Below are 26,210 nucleotides of genomic sequence, written 5' to 3' on the forward strand. Positions count from 1 at the left end.
CTTCACCGAGCGCGGGGGAGATCTTCCACCACGCCGCCAACGCGCAGGGTGGAGGATCGATTCATGACTGAACGTGCCACCGTCGACATGTGGTTCGACCCCCTATGTCCGTGGGCGTGGATGACATCCCGTTGGTTGCTGGAGGTCGAGAAGGTCCGTCCCCTCGATGTCCGGTTCAACGTGATGAGCCTGTCCGTCCTCAACTCCGGCCGTGATCTGCCCGAGCACTACCAGCAGCTGATGGAGAAGGGATGGGGGCCCGTACGGGTCTGCATCGCCGCCGCCGAGGCCGCCGGCCCGCAGGTGCTGCGCGACCTCTACACCGCCCTGGGCACCCGGATCCACCTGCAGAAGTACGAGCTCGACGAGAAGCTGCTCACCGAGGCCCTGGCGGAGGTGGGCCTCGACCCCGCACTGGCCGCCGCGGCGAACTCGGACGCCCACGACGAGGCGTTGCGGGCCAGCCACAACGCGGGCATGAAGCCGGTCGGCACGGACGTGGGCACCCCGGTGATCCACGCGCCGGGGCCGGTCGCGGGCGAGACGGTCGCGTTCTTCGGCCCGGTCGTCACCCCGGCGCCCAAGGGCGAGGCGGCGGGCCGGCTGTGGGACGGCGTCCTGCTGGTCGCCGGGACGCCCGGCTTCTTCGAGTTGAAGCGTTCCCGCGACATCGGTCCGATCTTCGACTGATTCACCACCGGAGGCCTCCGGTCGGCGTTGAGTGGAGGTATCACCACCCGACCGGAGGCTCCGATGTCCGAGACCGACAGCGTCGCCACCACCGCGATCACCGTGCAGCGCGGCGCCTGGGCGAGCGTGTGCCCGGCCCTGCCGCCCGAGCTCGCCGAGATGGTGGCCCCGCCCGTGGTGGTCACGCTGGGCCCCGTGGGCACCGACGCGGTCCCGGCCGACGCCGACGAGGACGCCGCGCCGGGCGGACCTCGGCACGCCGCGCCGGGCCAGCCGCGGCCCAGCTCAGCACCGGGACGGCACCGCAGCGCAGCCCGCGCGAACTGACCGCGTGGCCCGCCGGTAGGTTGCCTGCCATGACGGTCGTGCACCCGATCAGCCGGGCCTGGATCACCACTGGCGGCACCGGCGCGCAGAACTACGACGAGTTCGCCGACGACGCCGAGATCACCGAGATCATCGCCGCGAACCCGCACAGCGCGCTCGCCATCGAGATGCCGCACCGGGCGCCCGAGTCGCTCGGGAGCTCGTTCACCGACGCGCTGCCCGACGCGGCGGCCCGGCTCGCCGCCGAGCAGGCCCGCGGCGGGTACACCGCCGCCGAGCGGGTGGTGGTGCTGTACCGGATCACCGCCCCCGGCGAGCCCGCCGGATACGGCCTGTGGGCCATGGTCGACACGGACCAGATCTCCACCGCCGCCGACGAGCCCGGCCTGGTGATCCGCAACGAGGACGTCTTCATCGCCAAGGTGCGCGAGCGGGTGGCGCTGGCCGACACGCTGCGCACCCTGCTCTCGCCCGTGCTGCTGCTGCAGACCGGCCGGGGCGAGGAACTGCACGCCGCGCTCGCGGCCGCCGCCGGGACGGCCGGTGAGCCCGCCGCCACCGACACCGACCAGTCCGGCCGTACCCACACCATCTGGGTGATCCCGGCGGGTCCGCTGCAGGACGAGCTGACCGCGCTGGCCGGGGGCGGCGAGCTGGTCGTCGCCGACGGCAACCACCGCAGCCTCGCCGCGCAGACCGGCAACCTGCCCCGCTTCCTCGCGGTGGTGACCACCCCGGCGTCGGTCGCCATCCAGCCGTACAACCGGCTGGTCGCCGAGCTGCCCGTCGCCGACTTCCTGCCCGCGTTGCGCGCGGCCGGGGCGCGGGTCGAGGAGCTGCCGCGCCCGGCGGCCGTGCCCGCCAAGGGCACCATCGAGCTGTACGTACGGGGCCGCTCGTACTCGGTGGTGTTGCCGCCGTCGGCGGGTGCGCCCGCGACCGACAACCTCGATCACGCCCTGGTCGAGCGGGTCCTGCTGCGCGACGTGCTGGGGCTCGACCCGGGCGACAAGCGGATCTCGTACGTGGGCGGCGACTACCCGGCCGACTGGCTGCGCGGCGAGGTCGACGCGGGCCGCGCCGAGCTGGCCGTGCTGATCGCCCCGGTGACGGTCGACGACTTCGTGGCGGTCAACCTGGCCCGGCAGAAGCTGCCGCGCAAGAGCACCTGGTTCACCCCCAAGGCGCGGGCGGGCCTGGTCCTGGCCGAGCTGGGCTGACGGGCGGGCCGGGCCGTGGGGCTGCACCCGCAGGTCGAGCAGTCACTGCGGATCCGGCGCCGGCCGCCCGCGGACCTGCTCACCACCGACTCGGACGCGCTGCTGCGGTTCGTGCGGCTGGCGATGGAGGAGACCAACGAGGCCGAGTGCGGCCCGGCCATCCCGCTGCCCGTGGTGGTCGACGTGGACGCGGCCGGGGTCCCGTGCCGCCTGTACGCGACGCGGCACGCCGCGCCGGTGTTCGTCTACGTGCACGGCGGCGGGTGGACGTACGGCAGCGTGGAGACGGTCGACCGGCTGTGCCGGCGTATCGCCGACCGGTCCGGCTGCGCGGTGCTGTCCGTGGGGTACCGGCTGGCGCCGGAGCACGTCTTCCCGGCCGCCCTGGACGACGTGGAGACGGTGCTGGCGTTCGTCCGGGCCGAGGGTGCGGGCCTGGGCGTCGACGCGTCCCGGCTGGCGATCGGCGGGGACAGCGCCGGGGGCCAACTGGCCACGGTGGCGGCCCGCCGCCAGCGCGACGCGGGCACCCCGCTGGATTACCAGGTGCTCATCTATCCCGCGATCGACCCGATGACCGCCTCCGAGTCGTACGACGAGGTCGGCGGGTACGGCCTGGACCGCGCCTCGATGCGGCTGGCGTGGGAGACGTTCGCCCCCGAGCGCGCCGACCGGTTCGGCCCGGACGTCGCCCCGCTGGCGGCACCGGACCTGTCCGGCATGCCGCCCACCCTGCTGATCACCGCCGAGTTCGACGTGCTGCGCGACGAGGGGGCGGAATACGCGGACGCCCTGCTGGCGGCCGGTGTCCCCGTGGTGCATGTCCGCTACGCGGGGGTCAATCACGGCTTCGCCCGCAAACTCGCGGTCTTCGATGCCGCCCGCTGCGCCGCGGATCACATCGCCGTCACACTGCGGGCCGCGCTGACGTTCTGATCGTGGTTTGACAGACTGCCGTCATGCGCGTCTACCTGGGTTCCGATCATGCCGGCTACGAGCTGAAGAACCACCTCGTCAACCACCTGTCCAAGCAGGGACACGAGGTGGTCGACGTGGGTCCGCTCGGCTATGACCCCGACGACGACTACCCGCCGTTCTGCCTGCGCACCGGTGCCTCGGTGGTGGCGGACCCGGGCAGCCTCGGCATCGTCATCGGCGGCTCGGGCAACGGCGAGCAGATCGCCGCCAACAAGGTCGAGGGGGTGCGGTCGGCGCTGGCGTGGAAGGTGGAGATCGCCCAGCTCGCCCGCCAGCACAACGACGCGAACGTGCTGGCGATCGGCGCCCGCCAGCACACCCTCGACGAGGCGGCCACGTTCGCCGACGCGTTCCTCAGCACGCCGTTCTCGGGCGACCCGCGGCACGTACGGCGTATCGCCCAGCTCGCCGCCTACGAGCGCACCGGCGAGCTGCCGCCCCTGCCGTCGGCGCAGTCCTGACCGGCCGCCTCAGCGGCGGGGCAGGTCCTCGCGCGGGGTCCAGTGCCGGCGCACGATCGTCAAACTGGCGTCCGCCTCGGCCAGCTGCTCCGGCGTCGGGCGGGCCGCGTCCCGGGCGCGCAGCGCCGCGCCGAGGCTGACCTGCGACGATCCGGAGCCGACCAGCCCGCGCAGGCCCCGCTCGACCTCACGGTCCTCCGCCCCGCCCGCCCCGGCGCCCGAGGCGGGCCGGGGCCCCGCACCCGGTACCGGCCGGGAGCCACCCCCGGGTGTCGTACGCGGGCCGCCGCCGCGCGGGCCGGGCCCGCCGGAACCGTGCCGCGCCGGGGTGGCGGCGGCCGGGGCGGCGGCGGCTGGCGGGCCCGCCTCGGCAGGGGACGCGGTGTCGGATCGGGTGGCGGCGTCGGACGGGGCTGGGCGCACGCGTCGGCGCCGGCGTTCGGTTTCGCCCATGCCGCCGAACCTACCGCCGCCGCCGAACCTCAGAACACCTCGGTGGCGTGCGGCAGCCGGTGCCAGCCGAACGCGGTCGAAGCGGCCGCCAGGGCACCCGGGGTCAGCTCCCGGACCCGCCCGGCCGCCCCGAGCGCGGCCAGCGACGTCCCACCCAGGTACGCCGCGCCCAGCTCCAGCACGGTGCAGGCCAGGTCGGCCGGATCCGTGCTGCGGGTGCAGGTGGCGCCGCCGGGGCCCGCGGTGAGCCGCCACTGCCCGGTGTTGGCCGCCAGCAGGTCGTCGGAGACCTCGAGCACCACGTCGACGTCCGTGGCGTACCGGCGGGCGGCCAGCGCGCGGGGCAGGTCGACCAGGCGGATCCACAGTCCGTCCGAGACCCGGGCGCCGAGCCGGCGCGGCTCGTCGACGAGGTGCTGCAGCGGCTCGTCGAGGGGGAGGAAACCGGCCGTCGCCTTGCGGGTGAGGTCGATGCTGAGCAGGAAACGCCACAGCGTCGCGTAGGTGGCGGGGTCGGCGGCGACCACCTCGCGGATGCGTACCTCGCCGTCCGGGCCGTGGCCGTCCCAGCGGGACACGCCGCGCCACAGGGCGTACCCGGTGGGGCCGTCGGCGGTGTCGGCCACCACCCCGTGCAACGCCGTCGCGCCGTGCCGCTGGGATTCCGGGTCGGCGAGGACGTACTGCCACCAGCGGTCGTCGCGGCTGGACCAGCCGGGGCGGTCGGGGCGCAGTTGTTCGTACACCTTGGCCAGCTCGGCGACGGCCTCGCCCGGCTGGACCAGCCGCAGCCGCGCGGCCGGCGTCGCCGGTGCGGGGTCGGTCAGACGGATCTCGCGGGTCATGACGTCGACGTTCAGATGCTGCGCGGCCAGGCCGTACCCGAATCTGGGGTAGATCTTGCCCTCGCTGGCCCACAGCACCGCGACGGCCTCGCGCCCGTCGGCGGCGATCTCGCCGAGCTGGCGGCGCATCATGCGGCTGAGCAGGCCACGGCGCCGGTGGGTCGGCGCCACGCTGACCTGCGTGACATGCGCGGCGGGGACGACCGCGCCGGGCACGCTCAGCTCCCGGGTGTACGCGGAGGCGTGCCCCACGATCTGGCCCGCGTCGTCGGCGATCAGTGAGCGCTCCGGCTCGTACACCGAACCTTCGGCGTCGCGCCACACCTGATCGTAGGGCTGATGGAAGGCGTGGCCGACCAGATCCGCGACGGCCTCCCAGTCGTCCGCGACGCCAATCCTGACCTGAACGTCCGAGGAGTCCATGGGGTTCTGTGTAGCCGACGCGCGGCGTGGCGGCGACCTATTTGCGGGCTCGTTACTCTCGATGGCAGCACTGACGATCCGCTTACCCGGGGGAGGAGCACGATGCCGGACCAGCCACGGTGGTCGGAACGGACGCTCGACATGCCGCCGCAGGACCCGTGGGCGGAGCCACCCACGGTGCCGCAGCCACCCCCGTCGGCCGCCGCGCCGGGCGGGCGGGCGCCCGCTCAGGGCCAGGCGGCGGCGCCGGGCCAGTTCCCGGTGCACGCCGAGGCCCAGCCGTTCTCGCGGGGCCGCGCGCAGGTGAACCCGAATCCGCGGACCCGCCAGTTCGCCGACCACGAGGCCACCGGTACGGGCTGGCCCGGCGCCGAGGCGCCGCACGAGCGGCACTCGATGGGCTGGCACGTGCAGCAGCTGCGCCGGGGCAGCGAGTGGAGCACCGCGGCCCTGCTGTTCGCGTTCGTGTGCTGGGGGATCTGGGCGATCTCGTCGAGCGGCCCGCTGACCGTGCCGATCATCATCTTCCTGCTCAGCGTGGTGGTGGCGGCGGGTCTGTTCGCGCTGTCGCGATTCGTCGGCCGCCTGGTGCTGGAACGGCAGTTCGGCCGGGTGCGGCGGACCGCCAAGGGTTCGCACCTGGTGGCGGCCCTCTTCCTGGTCGGCGTGGGCTTCGCGCATCTGCGTCAGACGGCCTGGGTGATGAGCAGCTACCAGTGGGTCGTGGGGCTCTTCGGCTGACCCCACCCGGCTCGGCAGACCCCCCGGGAGGACTCCCGGGGGGTTTTCTACGGCTTGACATGTGACCTTTTGGTCACATAACTTTGCGTCATGACGGACGACGATCGGGTGTTCAAGGCGCTGGCCGACGCCACCCGTCGTTTCCTGCTCGACCTGCTGTTCGCCCGCGAGGGCCGCACGCTCACCGAGTTGGAGTCCGAGCTGGAGATGACCCGCTTCGGCGTCGCCAAGCACCTGAAGGTGCTCCAGGAGGCCGGTCTCGTCGTCGTGCGCCGTTCCGGCCGGGAGAAGCTGCACTACCTCAACCCCGTGCCCATCCGGCTGATCCACGACCGGTGGATCGACAAGTACACCGAGCGTCACGTGACGGCGCTCGTCGATCTCAAGAAAGCGCTGGAGGAAGAACCATGACCACCGAAACCGCCACCACGACGCAGGTCTACCGAGTCTGGATCAAGGCGGCCCCCGAGCGGATCTGGGCCGCCATCACCGACCCCGAGTGGAACGGGCGGTACGCCTACCAGGCGCAGAGCTTCTTCGAGCTCAAGCCGGGCGGTTCCTTCCACGCCGCCGCCAGCAAGGACATGAAGGAGTACGCCGCCGCGCAGGGCTTCGACCTGCCCGACACGATCATCGACGGCGAGGTGATCGAGTGCGATCCGCCCCGGCGGCTCGTGCAGACCTGGCGGATGCTGATGGACCCGACCACCGCCGCCGAGCCGTTCACCCGGCTCACGTACGAGATCGAGGAGACCAAGACCCAGCCCGGGGTCTGCCGGCTGACGCTGACCCACGAGCTGACCGGCGCCCCCGCGACGGCCACGATGGTCGCCAGCACCGAGGACGGCGCCGCCGGTGGTGGCTGGGCCTGGATTCTCAGCGACCTCAAGACGCTGCTGGAGACCGGCGCGCCCTTCGCCGGCTGAGCGCGGACCGGAGCGCGCGGCCCTAGGCGCGGGCCGCGCGCCCCCGGGCGATCCTTCCGGAACCGCTTCCGTCCTTCGGAGAGCGTTTTCCCGGAACCGGTTGCACCAGTGGGTTCTATCGATTGGCCGACCGTCTGCTATCCATCCTCTTCTCTTGACGGTCCCGGTCGTCCGGCTGCTTTCTTGTGGTGCAGGTCATTACGGGCTTGTTACCGAGAGGATTGCCACGCATGACGACCCACCGCCATGGGCGCTTACATCTCGGGGCCGGCCGGCCCGGCGGCCGGCGCCTCGGCCGCTCGCTGGCCCTCAGCCTCGCGTTCACCGTCACCGCCGCGATGACCGGGCCCGCCGCCGGTGCCGCCCCGCCGGCCCCGGCGGCTCCGCCCGGCCTCGGCCCGAACGTCACCGTCTTCGACCCCGGCATGCCGGTCGCCGATATCCAGGCGGCCCTCGACGCGGCCTACACCAGGCAGGTCGACGACGAGATGGGTACGGCCCGCCACGCCTTCCTCTTCAAGCCCGGCACGTACGGCACCGCGGAGCACCCGCTGCAGGTCAAGCTCGGCTACTACACCGAGGTCTCCGGCCTCGGCGCGGCGCCCACCGACGTGGTGATCAACGGCAAGGTCGAGGTCTACAACCGGTGCCTGGAGAACGGCGGCACCAGCAACTGCCTCGCGCTGGTCAACTTCTGGCGCACCCTGTCGAACCTGACGGTCAACGTGAACCCGGCCGGCCAGGACGGCTGCCGCGGCTCGGCGAACTTCTGGGCCGTCTCGCAGGCGGTGTCGCTGCGCCGCCTCAACATCACCGGCGCGAACCTGTCGCTGATGGACTACTGCACCGCCGGCCCGCAGTACGCCAGCGGCGGCTTCATCGCCGACTCCCGGCTGCCGTTCGTGGTCAGCGGTTCCCAGCAGCAGTGGATCACCCGCAACAGCGAGGTCGGCGGCTGGTCGAACGGCGTGTGGAACCAGGTCTTCTCCGGTGTCGTCGGCGCGCCCACGGAGGCGGGGTTCCCGAACCCGCCGTACACGACGCTGGACACCACGCCGGTCAGCCGGGAGAAGCCGTACCTGTTCGTCGACGGCAAGGGCCGGTACCAGGTCCGCGTGCCGTCGGCCCGGCGCAACTCGCGGGGGGTGTCCTGGGCCGGTGGGCAGACCGCCGGGTACACGCTGCCGCTCAGCGACTTCTTCGTGGCCCGGCCGGGCGACTCCGTGCGGCGGATCAACCGGGAGCTCGCCCGGGGCAGGCATCTGCTGCTGACCCCGGGGGTCTACGACATCGCCCGGACCATCGAGGTCAAGCGCCCCGACACGGTGGTGCTGGGCATCGGGCACGCCACACTCACCGCGGTCGGCGGCGCGGTCCCGCTGACGGTCGCGGACGTGCCCGGCGCGATCATCGCGGGGGTCACCATCGACGCGGGCAGCCAGGAGTCGCCGGTGCTGCTGCGGGTCGGGCGGCGCGGCGGGCACGGCTGGAGCACGGTCGCCGATCCGGCCACCCTGTCCGACGTGTACTTCCGGGTCGGCGGGCCGCACATCGGCAAGGTCGACACCGCGCTGGAGGTGAACAGCGACAACGTGCTCATCGACCACACCTGGGTGTGGCGGGCCGACCACGGCGTCGAGGGCCTCACCGACACCCAGCGCTGGCACACCAATACCGGCCGGACCGGTGTCGTGGTCAACGGCGACAACGTGACCGCGACCGGCCTGTTCGTCGAGCACTTCCAGCGGTACAACACGGTCTGGAACGGCGAGCAGGGCACCACCGTGCTGTACCAGAACGAGCTGCCGTACGACCCGCCGACGCAGGCGGACTGGATGAACGGCGGCGTCGAGGGCTACGCCGGGTACAAGGTCGGCGATCGGGTGAAGACGCACCGCCTCTACGGCGGTGGGGTGTACGTCTTCAACCAGAACAACCCGTCGATCCACACGGAGAACGGTTTCGAGGTGCCCGCGACCCCGGGCGTGAAGCTGCACCACATCATGACGGTCAACCTCAGCGCGGGGACGATCGATCACGTGGTCAACGGCGTCGGCGGCCCGGCCGACACCACGAAGATCGGCCAGCCGGTCTACGTCACGGACTACCCGGCCCCGTAACCGCACCCGAGGACGAAGGGCCGGAGCTGCGACAGCTCCGGCCCTTCGTCGTTGATTCGCTCGAGTGCTTGTGCGTGGCGGGGAGGTCGGACTAACCTACAACCAAATGGTTGTAGATGAGGGCACCGCAGACCGGATCTTCCACGCGCTGGCCGACTCCACCCGGCGCGACATCCTCGCCCGGGTGATCCGCGCCGAGCAGTCCGTGTCCGCGCTCGCCCGGCACTACCCGATGAGTCTCGCGGCGGTGCAGAAGCACGTGGTGGTGCTGGAACGGGCCGCCCTCGTGGTCAAGCAGCGGCGCGGAAGGGAGCAGGTCGTGCACGCCGACATTGCCGCCCTTCGCCGGGCCGCCCAACTCCTCGACCGCTACGAACAGCTGTGGCGGCACCGCGCCCACGGCATCGCACAGATCCTGGCCGAAGACCGGATCCTGGCCGAGGACCGGCCGGGGCCCAACACCGAGAAGGGAACCAACCCGTGACCGTCATCAGCACACACAAGGACGTCGAAGCCCTGCGGCTCACGTTCGTCGCCGAGTTCGAGGCGGGCGTCGACCGGGTGTGGCAGGTGTGGCAGGACCCGCGCCAGCTGGAGCGGTGGTGGGGGCCGCCGACCTGGCCGTCCACCTTCGACCGGCACGAGTTCGTGGTCGGCGGACAGTCCCGCTACTACATGACCGGCCCCGAGGGGCAGAAGGCGCGCGGCTGGTGGAGCATCACCGCCATCGAGGCGCCGCACCGGCTGGAGTTCGACGACGGCTTCGCCGGTGACGACGGCGAACCGGTGGACCCGGCCGACGCCACCCACACCGTCGTGACCCTCGAGGCCGCCGGCCCGGGCACCCGCATGACCACCGTCACCACCTTCGTCAGCCCGCAGCAGTTGGAGAGGATGCTGGCCATGGGCATGGAGGAAGGCATGCGACTCGCGATGGGCCAGATCGACGACGTACTGGCGAGCGCGTCGCGCTGAGCGCGACGCGGCCGTGAAAAGGAGCAGGCCCCTTGACCCAGCCGAAGAGCTACACCCTCGACGCGCCCGGCGCAGTGCTGCACTACGACGTACGGGAGGCCGGGGCCGCCGCGGGCCCGGCCCTGCTGATGGCCGGCTCGCCGCTGACCGCCAGCGGGTTCGCCAGCCTCGCCGAGCACTTCGGAGACCGTACGGTGATCACCTACGACCCCCGTGGCGCCGGGCGCAGCGAGCGCGTCGAGGCGGCCGGTGAGGTCACGCCCGAGCAGCACGCGGACGACCTGCACCGGGTGATCGCCGCGCTCGGCGGGGGTCCGGTGGACGTCTTCGGCAGCAGCGGCGGCGCGGTCAACGCGCTCGCGCTGGTGGCGCGGCACCCCGGCGAGGTGCGCACGCTGGTGGCGCACGAGCCGCCCACCGCCGCGCTGCTGCCCGATCGCGAGCCGGCCCTGGCGGCACTGGTGGACATCCGCCAGACGTACGAGCGGGACGGCTTCGGCCCCGGGATGGCGAAGTTCATCGCGTTCACCAGCATCCACGGCGAGGTTCCGGCGGAGTTCGCCGAGCAGCCCCCGCCGGACCCGGCGGCGTTCGGACTGCCCAGCGACGACGATGGCACCCGCGACGATCCGCTGCTCGGCCAGAACCTGCTGACCTGTACGGGATTCGTGCCCGACGTCGCCGCCCTGCGCACCGGCCCGACCCGCATCGTGGTCGGCGTCGGCGCGCAAACCGAGGGGGAACTGGCGCACCGCGGCGGGCTGGCCGTCGCGAACCTGCTCGGCACCGCGCCGGTCACCTTCCCCGGCCACCACGGCGGGTTCCTCGGTCCCGACTCGCCGATGCCGGGCGATCCGGCAGGGTTCGCCGCAACCCTGCGCCGGGCCCTGGCCGGCACCGGCTGAACCGTGGGGAGCCCGCGAATTCCCTGATTCACGGCTTGTCGCGCACGCCGTTCCGGTAGGGATGAGGAAGCCGGCATCCAGACCGGACGGCGATCGCGACGACGGGGGCGTACGTGGGCGGCACGGGTCCGGCCGTGAGCCGGCGGGCAGTGTTGACCGCGGTCAGCGGCGTGGCCCTGGCCGGGGCCACCCTGGCCGGCGGTGGGGTCGCCCGGGCCGGGCCACCTGCGGTGCCACGGGCGGCCCGGCAACGCGCGATGCGGTTCCTGGACGCGATGCTGGCGGCCCACGCCGCGTCCAGCGAACTGCGGCTGCCCCAGTCGTACGCCGACCAGATCGGGCTCTACGCGACCGGGTTCACCTACGACGCCGCCCTGGCGATCCTGGCCTACCTGGACGATGACCGGCCCGGGTCGCTGGATCAGGCGCGGCTGCTCGGGCAGTCGCTGGTCTACGCCCAGCAGCACGACCCGCGGTACGCCGACGGCCGGCTGCGGCAGGCGTACCACGTGGGGCCGTACACCCGCGCCGGCGTGCTCCAGCCGTACGGATTCGTGCGTCCGGACGGCACCGTCAACGTGGGCGGCGCGTTCGGATTCACGGGGTCCGGCACCGGTGAGTGCGCCTGGGCCGCGCTGGCCCTGTGCGCGCTGCACCGGCGTACCGGCGACGACCGGTTCTTCGGCGGCGCGGTCCGCCTCGGCGAGTGGATCGCGCAGGTCTGCCGCTCGTCCGGTCCCCTGGGCGGATTCACCGCGGGCACCGACCGCGACGGCGCCGCCCTCGCCCGCGTCAGCACCACCCACAACGCCGACCTCGTGGCCCTGTTCGGCCAACTGGCCGAGCTGACCGGTGACCGGGTCTGGCTGGCCCGGCGCGCCGACGCGCTGCGGCTGGTCACAGGCATGTGGAGCCCGGTCCGGCAGGCGTTCTTCGCCGGTACGCCCGATGGCGCCAGCGTCGAACGTGAGCCGATGCAACTGGAGGCGCAGACCCACGCGTGGCTGGCGCTGGCCGACCTCGACCGCGTCGGCTGCCTCGACACGGTGACCCGCCGGCTGACCGTCACCGACACCGCGGCCTCGCCCAACAGTGCCCTCGCGCCGGGCCGCTCCTTCACCGGGGTGACCGTGTCGACCGCCTCTCGGACGGCCGATCCCGCCGTCCCGATCGAGCCCGGCCTGCCCCGGCCGGATCCGGACGCGGTGTGGCTGGAGGGCACCGCCCAGTACGCGCTCGCCCTGCGCCTGTCCCCGCTCGGGCCGGTGCCGGCCACCGCCGCGCTGCGGACGCTGATCGCCGCGCAGGCCCGGCTGGGCGCCGGGCAGACCGTCGCGGGGCGTCCGCTGCCGGCCGGGGGAGGGGTGACCGCCGCGACCAGCCCGCTGCACGTCGGCTTCGTCGCCTCCGGCTACTACCCGTACGCGCACGTCGCGGCCACCGCCTGGTACCTGCTGGCGGCCACCGGCACCAACCCGCTCGGCGGCGCCGCCCCGTGGGCGCCCGCGTCGTCGGCGGGGCGCGCGGCCCGCTGATCGACGGCCTTTTCATCCGTGCCGAGCGAGGCGCGGTCGGGGGTGGCCGCGCCAACCTGGACCGGCAACCCGGGGTTGTCCTCGTCACCCTGGGTGAGGAGCCGAAACGAGATGGCAGACGCCGTACGTGCCCCGGGCACGACCACGCCGACGGCCGCGCCCGCGCGGGCCGGTCTGGTGCTCACCTCGCTGATCGCGGTCGCCGCGGTGGCCAACCTGAACCTGTCGGTCGCCAATGTCGCACTGCCCTCGATCGGCCGGGCGTTCGACTCGTCGCAGACCACGCTCGACCTGATCGCGGTGGGCTACTCGCTGGGACTGGCCGCCTCGGTGCTGTACCTCGGTGCGCTGGGGGACCGCTACGGGCGCAAGCTGATGCTGCTGCTCGGCATGGTGCTGTCGGTACCCGCGTGCCTGCTGGCCGCGTACGCGCCCTCCGACATCGTCCTGTTCGCCGCCCGGGTGCTCGGCGGGCTCTCGGCGGGCATGGCGTACCCGACCACGCTGGCGCTCATCACGGCGTTGTGGTCCGGCGCGGGGCGGACGAGGTCGATCGCGTTGTGGTCGGCGATCGGCGGTGGGATCGCGGCCCTGGGGCCGCTGGTCGCCGGCGCGATGCTGCAGGACTTCTGGTGGGGATCGGTCTTCCTGGTCACCCTGCCACTGGCCGTCCTCGCCCTGGTGCTGGCGTGGTTCCTCGTGCCGGGCCACGTCAACGAGACCACCGAGCCGGTCGACAACCTCGGTGGTGTCCTGTCGCTGGTGCTGGTCGGGTCGCTCATCCTGGCCATCAACTTCGCGCCGGTACCGGACGCCGGCGGGCTCGCGCTCGGCCTGACGGCGCTCTCTCTCGCCGCCCTCGTCGTGTTCTGCCTGCGGCAGCGGCGTGCGCGCAATCCGCTCTACGACCTGCACGTGGCCGGGCGGCGGGTGTTCTGGGTCGCGGCCTGTGCCGGGGTCATCGTGTTCGGTTCGCTGATGGGCTCGGCGTTCGTCAGCCAGCAGTATCTGCAGAACGTCCAGGGCTACTCGACCCTCGAAGCCGGCGCCGCCTTCCTGCCCGCCGTGGTGTTCATGGTGCTGGTCGCGCCGCGCTCGGCCAAACTCGTCGAGACGCACGGGGCGCGGTTCACGCTGCTCACCGGGTACGTGTTCCTGCTGTTCGCGTTCGCCTGGATGCTGCTGCTCTGGACGGAGGGCAGCCCGTACTGGCGAATCGCCGTCGCCTACGCGTGCATCGGGATCGGCGTGGGATTCGCCGGCACGCCGGCGTCGCACTCGCTGACCGGGTCGGTTCCCGTGCAGCGCGCCGGGATGGCGTCCGGCACCGCCGACCTCCAACGTGACCTCGGCGGCGCCATCCTGCAGTCGGTCTTCGGTGCGCTGCTCACGGCGGGCTATGCCGCGGCCTTCACCAAGGCGATCGCGGTGTCGCCCGACCAGCAGGACGTCACCAGTGCCGTCCAGAGCATGCTGACCAAGTCGTTCTCCAGCGCCGCCGACACCGCCGAGCGGTACCCGCAGTACGCCGACCAGATCACCGCCGCGGCGAAGTCGTCGTTCCTGGACGGCGCCGACTGGGCGTACACCGCCGGCATCATCGCGATCGCGGTCGGCGCCGTGCTCGTGTACTTCCTGTTCCCGAAGCGGGAGCAGGAGCAGCAGTTGCTCGACGAGTACCACGCGGAGGACACCGCGGCGCGACCGACCGGGTAGGGCCAGGAGGGCCGCGGCTTCCGGCAAATTGGGCAACATGTCCCAGTGCCGCCGTACTCCGTCAGCGGACATACGCCAGCCATTCGCCGAATGAAACGCGCGAGCTGGCGCGCCCCTCGCGGTCAGGTACAGCAACGATTAGTCCGTCGGTCTGCCGGCGTCACACCGATGGGTGAGTGGTTTGTCGGGTCGGTGGTTGCCCGTGATTATTGGGCGGTGGTCGGCTGGTCGCGATCGATGACCGTTTCTTACGGGGAGGCTGACGCGGGTGGGTATCGTGCTGCGGTTGACGCAGGCCGCGGCGGGTGACGGTCAGCATGTGGTGACGACGCGCCTGACCGGGCTACCGGGTCAAGCCGAGGCGTCGGCGACGAGCCGGTTCGAACTCTCGATCACCGACGAGGACCGGGAGCGGATCCGCTGGTACCTGGAGGACTTCCTGGAGTACCCGCTCGACCCGGCCCCGACGATCGCGGCCAATGTGGAGGGCCGGCTGGCCGAGATCGGCACCCGACTGTTCGAGCTGGTGTTCGCCGGCGACGAGGCGCGCGAGCTGTGGGCAGGCGCGCGGGGAGCACTGCACACGGCGCGGGTCGAGGTCGCCTGCGAGGTCGACGCGGCGGCGATGCTGCCGTGGGAGCTGCTGCGTGATCCGCGTACCGACCGGCCGGTCGCGCTGGAGGCCGCCGAGTACGTCCGGGTCAACGCCCAGCCCGCCAAGAGGGTGCCGATGCCGGAGCCCGACCACGCCGAGCGGCTGCGTGTGCTGCTGGTGATCTGCCGGCCGGGCGGGGGCGACGACGTGCCGTTCCGCTCGGTGGGGGCGCTGCTGCTCAAGACCGCCCAGGCCAGGGAGATCCTCGACCTGACGGTGCTGCGCCCGCCCACGTTCGCCGCGCTGTCGACAGTGCTGGAACAGGCCCACGCCGCAGGGCGGCCATTCCACGTAGTTCACTTCGACGGGCACGGCACCTACCTGCCGGCGAGCCGGTTGCGGGTCGGCGGCGGGGTTCCGATCGGTGCGGCCAGGTACGGGCTGCTGTCGCCGCTGCGTGAGGGCACTCACGGGTATCTGCTGTTCGAGGATCCGACCACACCGGGCAACCAGCAGCTGGTCGACGGACCGGCGCTTGGCGCGCTGCTGGCGCGTACCGGTGTCGGGGTGCTGCTGCTCAACGCCTGCCGTTCGGCGTATGCCGAGGCCGCGGATCGGCCGCGAACCGACCAGGCCGACGATCTGCACGCGCTGGTGCGCGGATACGGGTCGTTCGCACTGGAGGTCAGCGACGCCGGGGTCGCCGGGGTTGTGGCGATGCGGTACAGCGTCTACGTCGTGACCGCGGCGCAGTTCGTCGCTGACCTTTATGCCGCGCTGCTGGCAGGGCGTTCGCTGGGTGGCGCGGTGTCGATGGGCCGGCGGCAGCTGGCCGCCCAGCCGAACCGGTCGATCGCGTTCGACCCGCGCCCGTTGCAGGACTGGTCGGTGCCGGTGGTGTATGAGACGGCGCCGGTGACGCTGCTGCGCGCGGCGCCGGATGCGACCCGGGACGCGGTGCAGATCACGGTCGGCCGGCCGGATGCCCGCTTAGCCGGCGCGGCCGTCGCCGGGCTACCGCCCGGGCCCGAGGTCGGGTTCTTCGGCCGTGACGAAACACTGCTGGCGCTGGACCGGGCGTTCGACACCCACCGGATCGTGCTGCTCCACGCCTACGCCGGCAGCGGGAAGACGTCCACAGCGGTGGAGTTCGCCCGCTGGTACGCGGAAACCGGTGGGCTCACCGATCCGGCCAGTGACGCACACGGGCCGGTGCTGTTCTCGTCGCTGGAGCAGCACACGCCGCTGGTGGCGCTGCTCAACCAGCTCGGCGCCACGTTCGACCCGGTGTTGCAGGCCAACGGGGTCCAGTGGCTGAGCCTCTCGCACGCCGAGCGGCGACAGGTGGCTCTGCAGCTACTGGCGCAGGTTCCGGTGCTGTGGATCTGGGACAACGTCGAGCCGGTCGCCGGGTTCCCGGCCGGGACACCATCGGCGTGGACCGCCGACGAGCAGCACGAGTTGCGCGACTTCCTCCACGCGGTGTCGCGGACCCGGGCGCGGCTGCTGTTGACCTCGCGGCGCGATGAACGCGGCTGGCTGGGCGACCTGCCCATCCGGGTCCGGCTGCCCAGGATGCCGATGCGCGAACGCATCCAGTTCACCCAGGGCCTGGCCGCCCGGCACGGCCACCGGATCACGGACGTGGCGGACTGGCGGCCACTGCTGCGCTACAGCGACGGAAATCCGCTCACCATCACGCTGGTGGTCGGGCAGGCACTCCGCGCTGGATACACGACCAATGCGCAGATCGAAGGGTTCGTTGCCCGGCTGCGGGCCGGCGAGGCCGACCTTGACGACGCCGACGAGGCGCAGGGCCGGTCACGGTCGCTGGCCGCCTCGCTCACGTACGGGCTGACGGCCGCGTTCACCGAACCCGAGCGCACCCAGCTGGCGGTGCTCAGCGTGTTCCAGGACACCGTCGACGTCGACGTCCTGGTGGTCATGGGCATTGAAAGCAACCCGTCGGCGGTACCAGCGCTGGCCGGCCTGACCCGCGAAGCCGGGCTCGGCCTGCTCGACCGGGCGGCCGAAATCGGGCTACTCACCGCCCTCGGCGGCGGCTACTACGCGATCCATCCGGCGCTGCCGTGGTTCTTCCGCCGGCTCAACGCAGTCGATGAGGACCCGGACGCGGCATCTCGCGCGCAGGCCGCGTACACCTTTGCCGTCGCTGGCCTAGGCGACACCTTTCATCGTTTGTACCGCGAGGGCCGGGCCGAGATGGTGGACTCGCTGCGGGTGGAGGAGGCGAACCTGCTGCACGCGCGGTCCCTGGCCCGCGCCGCCGGCCGGTGGGACGACGTGATCTCCTGCATGCAGGGCCTCAGCATCCTTTACGAGCACACCGGGCGCGGCGCGGAGTGGGCCCGCCTCGTTGACGAGCTCATACCGGACCTCGTTGACGCGGACACCGGCGGCCCTCGGCCCGGCCTCGCCGAGGAATGGGGGCTGCTCACCGACTACCGGGTCGGAATCGCGCAGGACGGCCGGGACTGGACCGCAGCGCTGCAGTTGCAGCAAGCCCGCGTCGAACACGATGAGCGGGAAACCGCCGTCGCACTCGCCACCGCCCCGGACCAGCGCACCGAGACAGACCGCCGCCGCATACGCAACCTATCCGTCAGCGTGGAGGCCCTCGGGCACATCCTGCGCGAGCAGAAGGACCCTGGCTGCGTCACCCACTACGAGCGCGCCGCCGACCTGGCCCGCGCTGCCCGCGACCGGAAAGAGGAGGGGGTGATCGCGTTCAACCTCGGCCACGCCCATCTGAACATCCCATCGCTGCGGGACCTGGACCGGGCCGAGCATTGGTACCGCCGCGACCTGGACCTCACCGACGAACAGGACCACCTCGGCCGGGCCCGCACGGTCGGGCAGCTCGGTAGAGTGGCGCTCGAGCGGTTTCTCGACGCCTCCGCTGCCGCGCAGCCAGCACCGGTGCTGCTGGAGCACCTCAACGCCGCCGCCGCCGCGTACACGGAGGCCCTCGCCCTACTTCCCGCCGATGCGGTACCGGATCTCGCCGTCACACACCACCATCTCGGCGTGATCTACGCCGAAGCCGGCGAGCACGACGCCGCGTTGACCCACTACCAGAAGTCCATCCGCCTCAAGGAGGTGGCCGGCAACCGCTTCAGCGCTGGGCAGACCCGTTTCGCAGTCGCAATCTTCTTCTACCGCGCGGGCCGCGTCGGCGACGCGCTGCTGTATGCCCGCGCCTCCCTAGCCGACTTCGAATCCTACGGTGGCGGCGCCACCGCAAACATCGAGCGGGTCCAGCAATTCATCGCGCTGCTGGACCCGCGCGTTGATCCGACACCGATGGAGCGCCATGACCAACGGAGCGAACACACCGGCCGGTGACAGGCCGTACCGGCAGGACCCGGTCCTCGGGTGGGGTGACGACGTCGCGTCCTGGCCGTGGGAACCCTGGCTGGAACACGAGGTCCAACTCGGCTGGAGGAAGGCCGGTAACTGCCCCTACTGCGAGCACCCCATGACCGTCCATCAGACCAGGCAGCGCTACACCTCATCGGTGGAGTGGAAGCACGCCCAGTGCAACTGCGGGTACCCCCACGAGGGCCGACCAACCGACGAACCGGTCAAAGGCTGTGGGCAGCAGGCCGACATCCGGGCAGCGGCATCATGACCGGGCAGCCACCACCCGACCCGCAATCGCGGCCGCACCGGCCCGGCCCACCCGACGAGGCCGAGTGGGACAAGGCCGCGGTGACCTTCGCGACCGAACAACTCACCCGGGTCAGGGCATCGGCGACCACCTGGACCGGCACCGTCGGTACGCTGCTCGGCCTCTTCGGCGCTGTCGCCATCATCGGAGGCCCCACGAAGCTCACCGACGTGCCGAGCCCGACACTGCGATGGATCATCGTCAGCCTGATCACGAGCGCCGGGATACTGGCCGCAGCGTCCATCGTGACCGGCGTACGAGCCGCCAACGGGGCTACCCTCCGGACCTCCGACAACTGGTCCGGCAGCGCCTACCGAGCCGCCGTCATCACGAACACCGACGACGCACTCAACTGGCTGCGGCGAGCCCGATGGACCGGCCTGGCCGCCGCGCTCACCGTCTTCACGATCGGGCTCCTTGGGCTGATCAGCGTCGCCGCCCAGCCCAAGCAGAAGACCGCGACAACCGCGGTCATCGTCGACCAGACCGGCACCGCCGCGTGCGGGCCAATCGGACGCACCGCCAAGGGCCAGCTCACCGTCAACGGCACCCCGATCGGCAACGTCCGCGACATCACCCCTGTCACCGCTTGTCCCGCACCCAGCCGATAGCCCCCGCAAGGCGCTCGGCTACCTGACCCGATCCAGACAGGTGCGTGATTCACGTAGTTTGCGTGATTGCGGTGTCAAGTGTCTTGCCGGGTGGAGCGGCGGATCGTGCGGCAGCCGGGCAAGTGCGGAGCCGGTCGGCGGCAGCGACCTGGATCCCGGGGCGGGGCTTCGGGCTCCGGCACGGAGCCGGGCCGCCGACAGGTAAACGGCATGGAAGGCCGTTCCGAGCCCTGGAACGACGACGGCCCGGGTCTGGGATACACCCTCTGACCTGGGCCGTTACGCTGTGGAGCGGGCGACGGGAATCGAACCCGCGTAATCAGTTTGGAAGATCACCCTGCGCGTCTCGGTGTGTCCGAATCGCCTGCTCAGGCACGTGGACCCCAGCGCCGTCCGAGCCCGCTCGTGCCCCCTCGCGCATGTGATTACTGGCCCGCCAATGGCCCGCGTGGACCCCTCGCGCCCTGGTCTCTCAAGCCCATCTCCGCCGTGAGTCCGCACATCGTGGAACGGGCCTGCTGTCCGCCGTCAACACACGCCCCACCGTGTTGACGGCGGGCAGCAGGTCTGTTCGGCTTCGCCCGGATTCACGGTGGAGATGGGCGGCCCCCCCATCTCTGTCGAAGATCCCCGCCGGAGGCATGAGTGCCTGGCGATCTGGGGAACGCAGGCCGGACGGCGGGCAGCCTGCTTGAGCGGACTGTCGTCGCCGGGTCAGGTCCTTCCGGGCAGGGCGGGGCCGTGCGAACCTCGCTTTGCTGAATGATCTGCTGATCCGTGCGGCGCGGGCGTGGCTCTCCGGTCGTTTGGTTTTCGGCCCCGCGCCGGAGGCAGCGGGGCCGCCGCCCCAGCGGGGCGGCTTACCGCGACCGCGCCGCGCCGCGCGGAGCGCGGCCTTGATCTGAGTACAGGCAAATTCGGCAACGTTTGGCGGATCACATCGACGGGTCACATTGACGGATCACACGCTTCGACGGGACCGTCAAAGCGGATCGCGCCCAAGGAACCTGGCATTCGACTGAGTGAACCTACCGGTAGTTAGCGAGTCACCCGCGGGCAGTCCCGTTGAATCAATCAGCAGTGGAGCAATAGCTAACGGGGGCAGGCGGATGACGGGATCTGCGTACGGCCAGGCGGTCCACCGGCACGGGCAGGCATGGATGGCAGTCCCGGCTGTCATCGCCGTCCTCCTAACCACTGGGCTCGACATGCGGGCATCTCCGGCAAAGGCGGACTGGCGCAACATCAATGCTGGACAAGCCGCCGTGGGATCTCCAACCAACGGCACCAGCTGGCGACCGTCGATCGCAGGCCGGGGACGCTTCGTGGCGTTCATTTCGAACGCGTCGAACCTCGTCGCGGGTGATACGAACGCGTCCAGTGATGTATTCATCCGCGACCTCGTGCGGGGGACGATCCGGCGGATCAATATCACCTCGGCTGGGCACCAGAGTCAGGGCCTCATCGACGACTCCTCGATCAGCGACGACGGCCGCTACGTGGCGTTCACATCGGCGGCCTCCGACCTGGTCCCTGGCGACACCAACAACGAGGTGGACGTGTTTGTCCGGGACCTGACGCGGGGCAGAACCCAACGGGTCAGTGTCAGCAGCACGGGGCAGCAGAGCAGCGGCGGGATCCTGAACCTCTCGATTAGCGGTAACGGCAGATACGTCGCGTTCGACACCCCGGCGGCGTTGGTTCCGGAGGACCGTAACGGTCAGTACGACGGCTACGTGCGCGACATGGTCCGCAGGGTGACCAGGCGCGTCCATGCGGCCGCTGCTGGTCAGGAGGACCTCGGCAATATCCTGGGGAGGGATCCCGCGGTGAGCGACAACGGCCGCTTCATCACGTTCGTGTCGCGCGCGGGCCTGGTGCCGGACGACACCAACGGCCGAGCGGACGTGTACGTACGCGACGTCACCCGGGGCACGATCAAGCTTGTCAGCCTCAGTTCCACCGGCACGCAAGGCAACGACCTCAGCGTCCTGCCGGTAATCAACGACAACGGCCGCTACGTCGTGTTCTCGTCGGATGCCTCGAACCTGGTGCCCGGTGACACCAACGGGAACACCGACGTGTTCCTTCGCGACCTGGTCCGCAAGACCACACGACGGGTTAGTCTCAGCCGGGCCGGTCTGCAGGGCAACGCCGACAGCGAATGGCCAGTCGTCGCCGGTAACGGCCGCTACGTCGTATTTCTCTCGTATGCATCGAACATGGTTCCGGGCGACACCAACGGTGAATCCGACCTGTTCGTGCGAGATCTGACCCGCAACACCATCTCCCGCATCAACCTCAGCAACAGCGGTAGGCAAGCCAACGCTCAGACCTATGACGCGAAGATCAGTGACGACGGCCGCTACGTCGCGTTCTACTCCGAAGCATCCAACCTGGTGCCGGGCGACACGAACGGCGCCGGGGACGTGTTCGTGCGTGATCTGATTCGTCGCACCACGCGCCTAATCTCGGTCGGCCGCAGGGGCTAACACTGATACCGCGGACTCGCGCGTCCTCCACGTCCTGAAACAGCCGCATCCGACATAGAAGCGGTCCTCAGTTGAGACCGAACATGGCCGCCGCAACGGGTCGACATCGCTCATCGGGCGTTGCGGGGGAATGACATGATTTGCCGCGCTGCGTCTTCGGCGCTGACTAACGACGTGTCTAAGAAAAGGTCGGCGTCCGGCAGAGGCTCGGTTGCGTCCCATGCGGCGAGCCGGGCGGAGTCGTCCCCGGTGGCCCGTGCACGAATGCGCGTCGCGGCGACATCACGCGGACACCAGAGAAAGACAACATGCCAAGTGGCGTCCGGAGTCGCTCGGACTACCTCGGCGACTGCGGGTACCTGACCGAGATGAACCACCGTGTAGAACTGCCCAAGGTGCGCGAGCAAATGTGGTCGATCGATTAGGTAGCGGGAGCTGTATCGAGCGTTTTCCCAAACTATGTCACCGCGTGCGCGGAGGGCGTCGGCCACCTCGCCGCTAACCATTCGGTATCCGGTAGTTCGGCCGCTGCCGATCTTGATCCGTGGGAACAGTTGGTAGGATGGATCTATTTTGTGCAGCGCCTTCGTGACGGTGTCCTTGCCCGAGGCCGGAGGACCGTACAGGATCACACCCCGCATTATCCGTCCGCCTCGGTTGCGAGCACGCTCTTGAGTAGGTCCTGCGCCTGCTCCTGCAACGGCGCGCTTGATGCACTGTTGTCGACCAGGTGAAACGGCGCAACGGGCCGAAAGTCCAGACCGACGCTACTGATGTAGCCGGACCAGTCAGCCAGCTTGGCAGCATCGCGCGCAGCGCCGCGTTTCCTAATGTAAGACCGCATGGTTGGTTCGTCGCAGTACATCCAAACGAGCGTTGTTGAGGCGTGCGAGGCAGAAAACTGTGCGATGGTCCGGCTTATCCAGGCGGCGTCTCCGAACTCCCGGATAAAGGGCGCGGTGACGATCGCGCTGTTGCCACACTCTAGGTTTTCATGTGTGGCCGCAATCAATGCTTCGTACTCGCCTGGCCGCACCGTATTGACGTAGGTGTCTGACTCTCGATCGTTGGGAGATAGGCCGAGCAATTCCAATGCGGCTTCGACGACGGGACGAGTCAACGTGTCCTTGTCAAGGATGGGCCATCCGGTCTGCCGTGCCAGGATTCGGCCAAGCTCGGTTTTCCCGCTGCCTGCGAATCCGCCGACCATGATGACGTGTGGTTGGGAGCTGCGAAACTCAGCGCGCTGAATGGGCTGGGTGGGAGCGCGGACAGTGCGCCGCGAGCGCGACTGACTGATGACCAGTCCCTCTTCCATCAGCACCTTCATTGCTTCGGAAATGGTAAATACGCTGACATCCCACTGCCCGGCCAGCTCGCGTGTTGACGGCAGCGCCTGGCCGTCCTTGAGGATGCCCGCCTCGATCTCATTGCGGATGTTCCGGGCGACCTGCTGATGCAGGGCCTCGGATCGGTTCAGAGGTTGCCGAGGCGATGTCATCGAGTGTCCTCACTGCTGCTGGGCCGGTGGCCGACCTGGCGAGCCTACCAAGACCTAACAGTTGATCGCCGGGAAGTCCGCGTTGTACCTGCTCAGCCACCGCCTGTGCCATAACAGTTGTACTATAAGCCTAACAACTGTTAGTGTGGACCGCGTCACAGCCGAACGGGCAGGAGGAAGGCAAATGATCAAGAGTGGTCACCGGTTCACGGTGTCGATGCAGGAGGCGTTCCCTCAGGGGTGCGTGTTCGTGCCGGGCTCGATCGCTGAGGGCATGGACTACGACGAGAAGACGAAGATGCGGACTCCGGCGCGGGACAAGGTGACGGGGACGCGGGTTTACCAGTGCCGGGTGATGGACGCGGACGAGGAGCTGGGCGCCCGGTCGCGCGAGGTGATGGTCAAGCTGCTGTCTGATGTGCAGCCGGCGCCTCCGGTAGGCGCGTTCCAGCCGGTGGAGTTCGAGGGTCTGACGGTCACCGCGTACGTGGATCAGAAGTCGGGCCGCCTGGCGTACTCGTACCGGGCGACCGGGATCGTGGCGCCGAAGACCCTGGCCGAGGTCCGCGCGGGTAAGGCGGTGTCCTGATGCTGTCGGTCGCGTTGGTCTCGATCGGTTCCGGACCGCTGGTGGTCCGCCCGGTACAGGGACACCCGGACATTGCGGTAATCCGCATCGGCACGGACTTCACCTTGCACGTGGAGGCGCCGGACATCGACCGGCTGATGGCCGCGCTGGCTGAGGCGCGGGATGTGTTGCAGGCCAACGCCGCTGTGGTGGCGGCCTGATCGTTCGTGGCGCGGGGCGGTCTGAGTAGCCGTCGGAAGCCGGACCGCCCCGCTGCCCTCCAAACCCATTGCGGAAGGCGTGATCCATCATGCCCGGTACCCCTCACCTCGATTTGAGCAGGACCGGCCGCGCCGGTGACCCTGCCCCCTGCGCGATCTGCGGGAAGCCCGCGATCTGCCGCAGCCCGAAGGGCACCCCGGTCCACAAGACCTGCGTCGAAGCCTGGACCGCGAACCGGCGGCGGCGCGAGGACTACCAGGCGGTGGCGTGATGCGTGCCCCGCTAGTCAACTTCCGGAAGATGCAGGTCGCCACCCCGTGGTGGATGATCTGGGCCGTCGTCCTGTTCTGGCTGGTCGTCAAGCTGCTCGTGGTGGCGGCCCGCCTGGCCTGGTTCGCTGCCAAGCACTGGCGGGCCATGCCTGCCGTCGTTCTCGCGCTGGTCGCCCTACGGGTCTACCTCGACCATGGCTGGTGGCCGCTTCTGGTCGCCGCCGCGCTGGCCGGGGGAGTGCTCGGCCTGTGGTGCTGGAAGGCCAGGGAGTTCTTCGACCGGTGGGTTCTACTTCCCGCACTGGCGATCTGGCGTCGTCAATGGATCTACCGGCGCCACTGGCACGAGACGATGACCGCATGCGGCTTGGTCCGCAGGTACGACGGCGGCGAGCTGCTGCCCCGGCTGCTGTCGGTGAAGTGCACCAACGCCACCGACGAGGTTGTGCTCAAGATGCCACGCGGGCAGAACCCCGACGACTGGTACAAGGCCAATTCCGACCTGGCGTACTCGTTCGAGCACCGGCACTGCCGCGTCTACTCGACCCGTCGGGCGGTCGCCCCGGCCCGCACCGGTCGATGCTCTCGCCTCCGGCGGGCCGTGGACCGGTTCACCTACCGCGACCGGCCACGGCACATCACCCTCGTTTTCATCCGCCGCGACGCCCTGACCCAGCTCGTCCAGCCGTTCCCTGTCCCGTCCGTACCCGACTTCACCGCCCTGGTCCTCGGCGTCCGCGAGAACCTGATGCCCTACGCGCTGCGACTGCTGGCCACGCACGTACTCGTGGTCGGCGCGACCCGCCGGGGCAAGGGCTCGTTCATCTGGTCCCTCGTGCGGTCCCTGGCCGCCGGAGTCAAGGCCGGGCTGGTCGAGCTGTGGGTCATCGACCCCAAGGGCGGCATGGAGCTGTTCATGGGACGGCCGATGTTCTCCCGCTACGAGGACTCCGACTTCGCCCAGATGGCGGACATGCTGGACGACCTGATCGCCCGGATGCGGGAGCGTCAAGCCCGGCTGCGGGGCAAGGTCCGCGTCCACAGCCCGCGCATCGGCGACCCGCTGACCGTACTGATCATCGATGAGCTGGCCTGCCTGCTCGCCTACCTGCAAGACAACGAACTCAAGAACCGGATCACACAGTCCCTCGCGGTGCTGCTCTCCCAAGGTGCCGGACTCGGCGTCCTGGTCGTCGGCGCCAGCCAGGACCCCCGCAAGGAGGTCGTCTCACTGCGGGACCTGTTCCCGACCCGAATCGGTCTGGGCCTGCTTGAGTCCAACCACGTCGACCTGGTCCTCGGTGAGGGCGCCCGAAACCGTGGCGCCCTATGCGACCAGATCCCCGACACCGCCGAGGGCAAGGGCGTCGGATACGTCCTGATCGACGGCGAACCGGAACCCGCCCGGGTCCGCTTCTCCTACATCGATGACGACTTGATCCGCGAGATGGCCGACCTGTTCCCCGCCGTCACCCCGGCCATCACCGCCCCGGAACCCGTGCGGATCGTGCCCGCGCCGAAGCAGGTTGACGCCGGTCGCCGTCAGCACCTCTACCGGCCCAACGGCAAGCAGGCCGGGCCGCTGTTGCCCTCCAACCTGCTGTCCGCCCTCGACCAGAACCCGCCCACCACCGGAGGTGACTCCGCATGAGCCCCGAGGCCCTGGCCGCGGTCGACCAGGAGCGCCGCTTCTACCGACTCCGCGCCCCGCACGTCGAGAAGACCACGAGCCCGGTCACCGTCCGCGTCACCGACGGTCAAGACCTGTACGTCGCCGTCGGCGCCGGGAAACGGCGGATGTACCTCACGGAGAAGGAGGCGTGGGCGCTGTGGCGCTGCCTCTCCGAAGCGGTCGCCTCGACCGGCAACCCGCCCGACTGGATCCGGGTGCCGATCAACCCGACCCGTCGCTGAACCAAGTCCGGAGCGCGGTCCTGGATTGG

The 26,210-nt window shown here is 70.6% G+C and carries 26 protein-coding genes; 23 read left to right on the plus strand and 3 right to left on the minus strand.

Annotated features, from left to right (window positions below; translation table 11 throughout):
- The first annotated feature begins 63 nt into the window (after positions 1-63).
- The 5 genes from EV385_RS21640 (at position 64) to EV385_RS21660 (ending at position 3,676) form a co-directional block, all read left to right on the plus strand.
- Complete coding sequence (locus EV385_RS21640; RefSeq protein ID WP_130511105.1) at positions 64-690, plus strand: DsbA family protein; 627 nt, start codon at positions 64-66, stop codon at positions 688-690.
- Between the two features lie 63 nt (positions 691-753).
- The gene (locus tag EV385_RS21645) at positions 754-1,017 is read left to right on the plus strand and encodes a hypothetical protein (protein ID WP_130511106.1); all 264 of its coding nucleotides are present in this window, start codon (positions 754-756) and stop codon (positions 1,015-1,017) included.
- A gap of 29 nt (positions 1,018-1,046) precedes the next feature.
- Positions 1,047-2,237 carry a DUF1015 family protein gene (locus tag EV385_RS21650; RefSeq protein ID WP_130511107.1) on the plus strand — a complete coding sequence of 397 codons (1,191 nt, stop codon included), beginning with the start codon at positions 1,047-1,049 and terminating at the stop codon, positions 2,235-2,237.
- 15 nt (positions 2,238-2,252) lie between these two features.
- A complete protein-coding gene (locus EV385_RS21655) occupies positions 2,253-3,173 on the plus strand; it encodes an alpha/beta hydrolase (RefSeq protein ID WP_242625002.1) in 921 nt (306 codons plus the stop codon).
- Between the two features lie 23 nt (positions 3,174-3,196).
- Positions 3,197-3,676: a ribose-5-phosphate isomerase gene (locus tag EV385_RS21660; protein WP_130511108.1), complete on the plus strand. Its 480-nt coding sequence runs from the start codon at positions 3,197-3,199 to the stop codon at positions 3,674-3,676.
- A 9-nt stretch (positions 3,677-3,685) separates the two neighbouring features.
- Here EV385_RS21660 and EV385_RS21665 read toward each other — a convergent pair whose 3' ends face one another.
- Both EV385_RS21665 and EV385_RS21670 read right to left on the minus strand, forming a co-directional pair.
- Positions 3,686-4,129: a hypothetical protein gene (locus EV385_RS21665; protein ID WP_130511109.1), complete on the minus strand. Its 444-nt coding sequence runs from the start codon at positions 4,127-4,129 to the stop codon at positions 3,686-3,688.
- Positions 4,130-4,158: 29 nt separating this feature from the next.
- Positions 4,159-5,397 carry a GNAT family N-acetyltransferase gene (locus EV385_RS21670; RefSeq protein ID WP_130511110.1) on the minus strand — a complete coding sequence of 413 codons (1,239 nt, stop codon included), beginning with the start codon at positions 5,395-5,397 and terminating at the stop codon, positions 4,159-4,161.
- 102 nt (positions 5,398-5,499) lie between these two features.
- On the opposite strand from EV385_RS21670, the gene EV385_RS21675 reads away from it, so the two are divergent.
- The 13 genes from EV385_RS21675 to EV385_RS21735 all read left to right on the plus strand — a co-directional run bounded on the left by EV385_RS21675 (position 5,500) and on the right by EV385_RS21735 (position 21,704).
- Entirely contained in the window at positions 5,500-6,138 is a 639-nt protein-coding gene (locus tag EV385_RS21675) for a DNA-directed RNA polymerase II (RefSeq protein WP_130511111.1), read from the plus strand.
- 90 nt (positions 6,139-6,228) lie between these two features.
- On the plus strand, positions 6,229-6,549 hold the full coding sequence (locus tag EV385_RS21680) for an ArsR/SmtB family transcription factor (RefSeq protein ID WP_130511112.1): 321 nt from the start codon (positions 6,229-6,231) through the stop codon (positions 6,547-6,549).
- Positions 6,546-7,064 carry an SRPBCC domain-containing protein gene (locus EV385_RS21685; RefSeq protein ID WP_130511113.1) on the plus strand — a complete coding sequence of 173 codons (519 nt, stop codon included), beginning with the start codon at positions 6,546-6,548 and terminating at the stop codon, positions 7,062-7,064. Before EV385_RS21680 ends, EV385_RS21685 begins: the two co-directional genes overlap by 4 nt.
- A gap of 338 nt (positions 7,065-7,402) precedes the next feature.
- Positions 7,403-9,184, plus strand: coding sequence for an adenylyl cyclase (locus EV385_RS21690; protein ID WP_242625331.1), 1,782 nt, complete (start codon positions 7,403-7,405; stop codon positions 9,182-9,184).
- Between the two features lie 106 nt (positions 9,185-9,290).
- A complete protein-coding gene (locus EV385_RS21695) occupies positions 9,291-9,668 on the plus strand; it encodes an ArsR/SmtB family transcription factor (protein ID WP_130511115.1) in 378 nt (125 codons plus the stop codon).
- On the plus strand, positions 9,665-10,159 hold the full coding sequence (locus tag EV385_RS21700; RefSeq protein WP_130511116.1) for an SRPBCC family protein: 495 nt from the start codon (positions 9,665-9,667) through the stop codon (positions 10,157-10,159). Before EV385_RS21695 ends, EV385_RS21700 begins: the two co-directional genes overlap by 4 nt.
- A gap of 32 nt (positions 10,160-10,191) precedes the next feature.
- Positions 10,192-11,064 carry an alpha/beta fold hydrolase gene (locus tag EV385_RS21705; RefSeq protein ID WP_130511117.1) on the plus strand — a complete coding sequence of 291 codons (873 nt, stop codon included), beginning with the start codon at positions 10,192-10,194 and terminating at the stop codon, positions 11,062-11,064.
- A 134-nt stretch (positions 11,065-11,198) separates the two neighbouring features.
- Positions 11,199-12,599, plus strand: coding sequence for a hypothetical protein (locus EV385_RS21710; RefSeq protein WP_207229895.1), 1,401 nt, complete (start codon positions 11,199-11,201; stop codon positions 12,597-12,599).
- Positions 12,600-12,710: 111 nt separating this feature from the next.
- Entirely contained in the window at positions 12,711-14,315 is a 1,605-nt protein-coding gene (locus EV385_RS21715; RefSeq protein WP_130511119.1) for an MFS transporter, read from the plus strand.
- A gap of 268 nt (positions 14,316-14,583) precedes the next feature.
- Positions 14,584-18,276, plus strand: coding sequence for a CHAT domain-containing protein (locus tag EV385_RS21720; RefSeq protein ID WP_130511120.1), 3,693 nt, complete (start codon positions 14,584-14,586; stop codon positions 18,274-18,276).
- Complete coding sequence (locus EV385_RS21725; protein ID WP_130511121.1) at positions 18,245-18,562, plus strand: hypothetical protein; 318 nt, start codon at positions 18,245-18,247, stop codon at positions 18,560-18,562. The genes EV385_RS21720 and EV385_RS21725 overlap by 32 nt, the downstream gene beginning before the upstream one ends.
- Entirely contained in the window at positions 18,559-19,212 is a 654-nt protein-coding gene (locus EV385_RS21730) for a hypothetical protein (protein ID WP_130511122.1), read from the plus strand. Before EV385_RS21725 ends, EV385_RS21730 begins: the two co-directional genes overlap by 4 nt.
- 1,160 nt (positions 19,213-20,372) lie before the next feature.
- Positions 20,373-21,704 (plus strand): TolB family protein, encoded by a 1,332-nt coding sequence (locus EV385_RS21735; protein ID WP_165449553.1) that lies wholly within the window; start codon positions 20,373-20,375, stop codon positions 21,702-21,704.
- A gap of 640 nt (positions 21,705-22,344) precedes the next feature.
- On the opposite strand, the gene EV385_RS21745 is transcribed toward EV385_RS21735, so the two are convergent.
- Positions 22,345-23,205 carry a GntR family transcriptional regulator gene (locus tag EV385_RS21745; protein ID WP_130511125.1) on the minus strand — a complete coding sequence of 287 codons (861 nt, stop codon included), beginning with the start codon at positions 23,203-23,205 and terminating at the stop codon, positions 22,345-22,347.
- Positions 23,206-23,389: 184 nt separating this feature from the next.
- Between EV385_RS21745 and EV385_RS21750 the strand changes: the two genes are divergently transcribed.
- From EV385_RS21750 to EV385_RS21770, 5 genes are all read left to right on the plus strand, one after another.
- The gene (locus tag EV385_RS21750) at positions 23,390-23,794 is read left to right on the plus strand and encodes a transcriptional regulator (protein ID WP_130511126.1); all 405 of its coding nucleotides are present in this window, start codon (positions 23,390-23,392) and stop codon (positions 23,792-23,794) included.
- Positions 23,794-23,994 (plus strand): hypothetical protein, encoded by a 201-nt coding sequence (locus EV385_RS21755; protein ID WP_130511127.1) that lies wholly within the window; start codon positions 23,794-23,796, stop codon positions 23,992-23,994. The genes EV385_RS21750 and EV385_RS21755 overlap by 1 nt, the downstream gene beginning before the upstream one ends.
- A gap of 89 nt (positions 23,995-24,083) precedes the next feature.
- Positions 24,084-24,266 (plus strand): hypothetical protein, encoded by a 183-nt coding sequence (locus tag EV385_RS21760; RefSeq protein ID WP_130511128.1) that lies wholly within the window; start codon positions 24,084-24,086, stop codon positions 24,264-24,266.
- The gene (locus tag EV385_RS21765; protein ID WP_130511129.1) at positions 24,266-25,918 is read left to right on the plus strand and encodes a type IV secretory system conjugative DNA transfer family protein; all 1,653 of its coding nucleotides are present in this window, start codon (positions 24,266-24,268) and stop codon (positions 25,916-25,918) included. The genes EV385_RS21760 and EV385_RS21765 overlap by 1 nt, the downstream gene beginning before the upstream one ends.
- Positions 25,915-26,181, plus strand: coding sequence for a spread protein (locus EV385_RS21770; protein ID WP_130511130.1), 267 nt, complete (start codon positions 25,915-25,917; stop codon positions 26,179-26,181). Before EV385_RS21765 ends, EV385_RS21770 begins: the two co-directional genes overlap by 4 nt.
- Positions 26,182-26,210 lie beyond the last annotated feature (29 nt).

This window comes from Krasilnikovia cinnamomea, from assembly GCF_004217545.1.
Classification (GTDB): Bacteria; Actinomycetota; Actinomycetes; order Mycobacteriales; family Micromonosporaceae; genus Actinoplanes; species Actinoplanes cinnamomeus.

Bases quoted from the DNA above. Each gene is read 5' to 3' on its own strand.
- EV385_RS21640 (WP_130511105.1), top strand. From the start codon at position 64: ATGACTGAACGTGCCACCGTCGACATGTGGTTCGACCCCCTATGTCCG.
- EV385_RS21645 (WP_130511106.1), top strand. From the start codon at position 754: ATGTCCGAGACCGACAGCGTCGCCACCACCGCGATCACCGTGCAGCGC.
- EV385_RS21650 (WP_130511107.1), top strand. From the start codon at position 1,047: ATGACGGTCGTGCACCCGATCAGCCGGGCCTGGATCACCACTGGCGGC.
- EV385_RS21660 (WP_130511108.1), top strand. From the start codon at position 3,197: ATGCGCGTCTACCTGGGTTCCGATCATGCCGGCTACGAGCTGAAGAAC.
- EV385_RS21665 (WP_130511109.1), bottom strand. From the start codon at position 4,129: ATGGGCGAAACCGAACGCCGGCGCCGACGCGTGCGCCCAGCCCCGTCC.
- EV385_RS21670 (WP_130511110.1), bottom strand. From the start codon at position 5,397: ATGGACTCCTCGGACGTTCAGGTCAGGATTGGCGTCGCGGACGACTGG.
- EV385_RS21675 (WP_130511111.1), top strand. From the start codon at position 5,500: ATGCCGGACCAGCCACGGTGGTCGGAACGGACGCTCGACATGCCGCCG.
- EV385_RS21680 (WP_130511112.1), top strand. From the start codon at position 6,229: ATGACGGACGACGATCGGGTGTTCAAGGCGCTGGCCGACGCCACCCGT.
- EV385_RS21685 (WP_130511113.1), top strand. From the start codon at position 6,546: ATGACCACCGAAACCGCCACCACGACGCAGGTCTACCGAGTCTGGATC.
- EV385_RS21690 (WP_242625331.1), top strand. From the start codon at position 7,403: ATGACCGGGCCCGCCGCCGGTGCCGCCCCGCCGGCCCCGGCGGCTCCG.
- EV385_RS21695 (WP_130511115.1), top strand. From the start codon at position 9,291: ATGGTTGTAGATGAGGGCACCGCAGACCGGATCTTCCACGCGCTGGCC.
- EV385_RS21715 (WP_130511119.1), top strand. From the start codon at position 12,711: ATGGCAGACGCCGTACGTGCCCCGGGCACGACCACGCCGACGGCCGCG.
- EV385_RS21725 (WP_130511121.1), top strand. From the start codon at position 18,245: ATGACCAACGGAGCGAACACACCGGCCGGTGACAGGCCGTACCGGCAG.
- EV385_RS21730 (WP_130511122.1), top strand. From the start codon at position 18,559: ATGACCGGGCAGCCACCACCCGACCCGCAATCGCGGCCGCACCGGCCC.
- EV385_RS21735 (WP_165449553.1), top strand. From the start codon at position 20,373: ATGGCAGTCCCGGCTGTCATCGCCGTCCTCCTAACCACTGGGCTCGAC.
- EV385_RS21745 (WP_130511125.1), bottom strand. From the start codon at position 23,205: ATGACATCGCCTCGGCAACCTCTGAACCGATCCGAGGCCCTGCATCAG.
- EV385_RS21750 (WP_130511126.1), top strand. From the start codon at position 23,390: ATGATCAAGAGTGGTCACCGGTTCACGGTGTCGATGCAGGAGGCGTTC.
- EV385_RS21755 (WP_130511127.1), top strand. From the start codon at position 23,794: ATGCTGTCGGTCGCGTTGGTCTCGATCGGTTCCGGACCGCTGGTGGTC.
- EV385_RS21760 (WP_130511128.1), top strand. From the start codon at position 24,084: ATGCCCGGTACCCCTCACCTCGATTTGAGCAGGACCGGCCGCGCCGGT.
- EV385_RS21765 (WP_130511129.1), top strand. From the start codon at position 24,266: ATGCGTGCCCCGCTAGTCAACTTCCGGAAGATGCAGGTCGCCACCCCG.
- EV385_RS21770 (WP_130511130.1), top strand. From the start codon at position 25,915: ATGAGCCCCGAGGCCCTGGCCGCGGTCGACCAGGAGCGCCGCTTCTAC.